The sequence below is a fragment of the Oleiphilus sp. HI0125 genome (assembly GCF_001635355.1).
Map to the genome: position 1 here is coordinate 1 of NZ_LWGF01000433.1, position 4,329 is coordinate 4,329.

The 4,329-nt window shown below is 44.6% G+C and carries 3 protein-coding genes and 1 other RNA gene; all 4 read right to left on the reverse strand.

What is annotated here, in order from left to right; all coding sequences use genetic code 11:
* Positions 1–134 precede the first annotated feature (134 nt).
* An RNA gene (ffs, locus tag A3762_RS05860) (signal recognition particle sRNA small type) lies at positions 135–231 on the reverse strand.
* Between the two features lie 90 nt (positions 232–321).
* Positions 322–651, reverse strand: a complete 330-nt coding sequence (locus tag A3762_RS05865; RefSeq protein WP_197469056.1) for a hypothetical protein — start codon at positions 649–651, stop codon at positions 322–324.
* A gap of 153 nt (positions 652–804) precedes the next feature.
* Positions 805–3,414 carry a hypothetical protein gene (locus A3762_RS05870; RefSeq protein WP_068754510.1) on the reverse strand — a complete coding sequence of 870 codons (2,610 nt, stop codon included), beginning with the start codon at positions 3,412–3,414 and terminating at the stop codon, positions 805–807.
* A gap of 90 nt (positions 3,415–3,504) precedes the next feature.
* Positions 3,505–4,329: molecular chaperone (locus tag A3762_RS05875; protein WP_156493276.1), on the reverse strand; the 825-nt coding region annotated here is incomplete at its 5' end.

Sequence of the window (4,329 nt, forward strand, 5' to 3'; positions counted from 1 at the left end):
TACAGCTCATATCAAACAGTAAAATAATCTGACACATCGGAACTAACGCACATAGCGCGAGAAGCAAGAAGCAAGAAGCAAGAAGCAAGAAGCAAGAAGCAAGAAATTCTAAAGGGGGAAATTTGGGTGGCAACTCTCGCCAGCTACACCTCGGCACATGAGTCCACCGCTGTGGCTGCTCCCTTCCGGGCCTGACCAGGTTCACGATTTATCATTGCGAGGGAACCAACAAGAGTTACCATAGTGCGTTGTGGCTAGTGCCGATCAACGTGCGCGCATAATACCAAAGCACTCTGCGACATAAAAGCCTTATTTTCAGCTCTATTGCATTACCAACATAATTTCTTCGACACCACTATCCACTCCCCCATTGAAGCTTTGCGAATAATATTCAAAAGGCAGTGGTTCTCCATCAATAAACAAACTGGCTTGGGTGATTTCAAGGTCTAGATTGGTGTGAAACATGCCATCGCATGCATCAAAGTCAGAATTGACCGTCGAAGAAGATGGACTACAGTCTTCAGGGTTTAAAGATGACTCAGCGCCATCAAGCGCTATGGAGGAAAGGCTTACAGAATCAACGATCTCAAAACGCGCACTAAAGCGATCTGCGTGCACAGCAAGAGATAGCATCGTGAGAGATCCCGTCATCAGGATATGCTTTAAACCAAAACACGCAGACATGTCGAAGCCCCAAAAATTTAGGACTTCGAGTATAGGACAGATTTGTAACACTGCAACACAAAAAGTTACGCAATGTTACATAAGCCCGTTTTGCCCGGCAAAAGGTGCCTAGCACGTCAACTAAAAGACGATATCCTCCATGAACACAACGCCATCTTTACCATCAGAATAAAAACATGTTGGTTCAATCGTTTGAAGATCACGATCAGCCAAATCATTCTCATTAACTGAAACGCAGTACTTCCCTGGCAGCAAGCCTGACAGCAGATACACCCCGTCATATTCGGAGCGCGTCAAAGCTACTTGATCACCCGCCTCATTAAGCACCTCTACCCTTACCGTGCTTAAAGGTCGTTGCTGTCCGTTCTGTTTCACAAACAAGCTGCCTTCAACTTCAAACGTATAAGCCAAAGGAATATCTTGCTGTAACACTGAGCCTGCGTGTGTGTAGACAAAAAGTGGGCCGGAAGCAGCTTTTATAAACGGGTCTTCAATACTCTTTTCTTCAATCTCAATTTTTTCCATTTGAAGATGATCGATCCCTTTCAAAACAACGACGCCGTCATCGCCTGTTTCAAACGTTCGCCATTTACTCTTACCCTTAAAGCGGATACCTGGCACAGTTTCTTCACCTTCATCAAACATCTGATTATCGTTTTCATCAATAAATACTCGTGCATTTAACGATGCACTATTGACTGAACTTTCATTCGATAAGAAGTGACTATCTCTCTTCGCGTCATAGCCAACGGAAGTACTAAGCGTTGCACCTAGATAAGCGAATCCATCGGTATTGAAGCCAGCACTGCCCGACACGGAAAATTTCTCAAACTCCCACGTTAGGGTGTTGTCATTGCTGAATACATCTTTACCTGTGAAGTTATAAGCCACTGAACCAGTGTAATTGATGTTGCTGGCGAACTTATGCGACGCTGAAAAAGAAAGGCTATTCACGCTAGATGAGGGGGCGACACTATACGCAATAGAACCCTTATAACGCCACCCTTCCCAGCGTCTTGTGGCGCTGAAGCCACCGTCTGTTCGCGAGATATCTGAGCTCCCTGATGATTTAAAATACAAAAGCTCGTTTACGAATTGATATCCCGCCCACCCCGTTGCTTTGCGCAGGTTAGTCGTGAAGTTTCCGTCGCCATCCACAAATGAGCGATCTCTGAATTCTAAATCCACAGACAAAGCACTCGGCAGGCCGACTAAAAATGATCGATCAAGACGAAGTGCATACTCAGAATCTAATTTACCATTTTGATTACGGTCACTAATTAGATCAGAGAACTTGAATGCAGAAGCATTCAAGCTAGTATCAAGCAGACGGCTCTGAAGCGTTAATTGATACGCTGAACCACCATCAAGATCTTTCGCGTAATCAAACTGCGACAATGCTTGCCCTAAACTTCCATACAAACTGGTATGAAAGTATTGGCGATCAGTTGATGTGGAGTTTGGCGTCATTGCGCTTAACCCTAAGCGAGCAGTTAAACTTCTATGCAATCCATAGCGGACCTCCGCCATATTAAAGTTCGTCACCTCATTAAAATCGTTGATCTTCCCACCGACTAATCGCTGATTTCTTTGTAAGCTCCAAATGTCGTATTCCCAAGCACCGGCCTTAAGCATTGCCCCGCCCGATGACACTACCTCACGAATTTCACGCTCTTGCCCCTGAGGCCCATACAAACGAATATCAAAAATATTCTCGCCCAAATAAATGGGTACATTCTCAAAGATGTAGCGACCTTGGCTTGTGGTTTCAGAAAATTCTATCAAGCTACCATTGCGATAAAGTTCGACCTCCCATCCTGGAGGTGCATCACCCTCAAGCGTGATCACATCGCCCTGCTCTTGAATTGACTCGCCACCGCGAGACAAGCGAGCCCCACTACCCTGAACAGAAGAAAATAACAGCGCATCACTCAACCCGGTCACATCCCCAACCTCATAACGATCCATACCTAGAGCGATCGTTTTGTCCGGCCCTTCAGAGGCGCGCGAAAACGTTAAGCGTATATCTGTATCACTATTATTAGAGATCAAGCTTGCTTGAAGCGAATGCTTTGCCACATCGGCCCGACCTTGAACAACGAGATCATGTCGAAAATCGCTCGCACCTCGATTTTTCTCAACGTCAGCACCGATAGAGATATCGAAGTGCGGCATATTCCACCACTCATAGGTGTTTGGAATATAAGTCTCAGGAAGTGTTTCCAGCTCGGGACGTTCTATTTCTTCTTGGCGTTTTTTGCGCTCGAGCTTGGCAATTAATGGGATATCTTTTGAAGCATCAACACGCAACTGAAGTTGAGACACATCAATATCAAAATTGAATCCGAAAAGATCTTGCAAGGTCTGTTGATCGAGATAAACATCAAAGCCGTCTTCCGCATAACGCATCGTTTGCGGCCAAGGCTGAGCAACGCCTTTGGCATAATATTCTTGTTTAGTCAGATCAAGTTCAAAGGTATTACTCTCATCCCCTACCCAACCGGATACTAATAATTCATCGATGTCCGATTCAATAGCAATTTCTAGTAATGATGCGATCGTATCGACTGGTAACAAGGTTTGTTCTGGGGAGCGGTAAATAAAGATAGGTTCGTCATCAGTGTAAGGCCCTACACTGAGTTGAACTACTAGCAAGTCTTCATCATCAAGTTCTAACTCTGTAGCCTTCGCACTAGACAACAGCATAGCGAACACAAGAAAAGCAAACATGCTAAACCTGAGGCTACAAAAAATGTTGAACAAGAAAGGGTGCTGCATATACGAAAAAGGCGCCGATATGATCGAGCGCCCTCTATAACATTACTGACTTAACTCAAAGCGTTCTTCAATGAGATTTGTACCACCGTACTTCTCGTCTTCATCAAAACGAATAATAAAAGAGGTCTGATCTGGCTCTAAAGGCTGAGCTAAACGTACTTTAACCAAACGTTTGTTGATGCTTGTATATACGCCAACACCCTTTGACATAGCAACGCGATCACCCGCTTTACCGTTGTCATTCTCAAAAACCTCTACACTGCCATATAAGGATGACGACCCTTCACGTGTAATCTGCATTTCGAACGCGCCATTCTTACCTTCTGTCGCATCAAAAATAATACTTTCTAAACCCGCAACAGAACTCAACTCACCCTTTCTGATAATAATAGGAATAGCGATTTTCAGACGAGGTTTAACCGATACCGTAGGCTCTTCATCGTCATTAGCTTCTTCGGCTCCAGCAGTAATAGGAATTTCTTGGAATACAAGGTGCGACAAATACTCGCCATCCGGAAGACCCTTCGGACGGCGCGCAGCTATACGAATGGTTTGACGCTGCCCAGGTTCAATATCCACACGACGAGGAGAATAACGAATCATATCTTTGGCATATTGCGCATCCGGATCAAGCATCTCTAGATCAACAATGCTGCCGTCTTCACGCATTAGCTTTTGTTCAAAAAAGATCTGATAACGCGCCTTTTGCGCTCCATCGTTCAACAGGTCAAGCGCAGCCGCTCGCTCACGTTCTTCTAATACGACACGTTTTGGGTTGATTAAAAGTCCTGCGGAAACATTGATCGTAAATGCTGCAAGAAAGGAAAATACACCAAACTTCAAAAACAAAGACTTCATAACAATATC

Coding starts and splice junctions, on each gene's coding strand:
- A3762_RS05870 (WP_068754510.1), bottom strand. CDS start 3,414: ATGTTTGCTTTTCTTGTGTTCGCTATGCTGTTGTCTAGTGCGAAGGCT.
- A3762_RS05865 (WP_197469056.1), bottom strand. CDS start 651: ATGACGGGATCTCTCACGATGCTATCTCTTGCTGTGCACGCAGATCGC.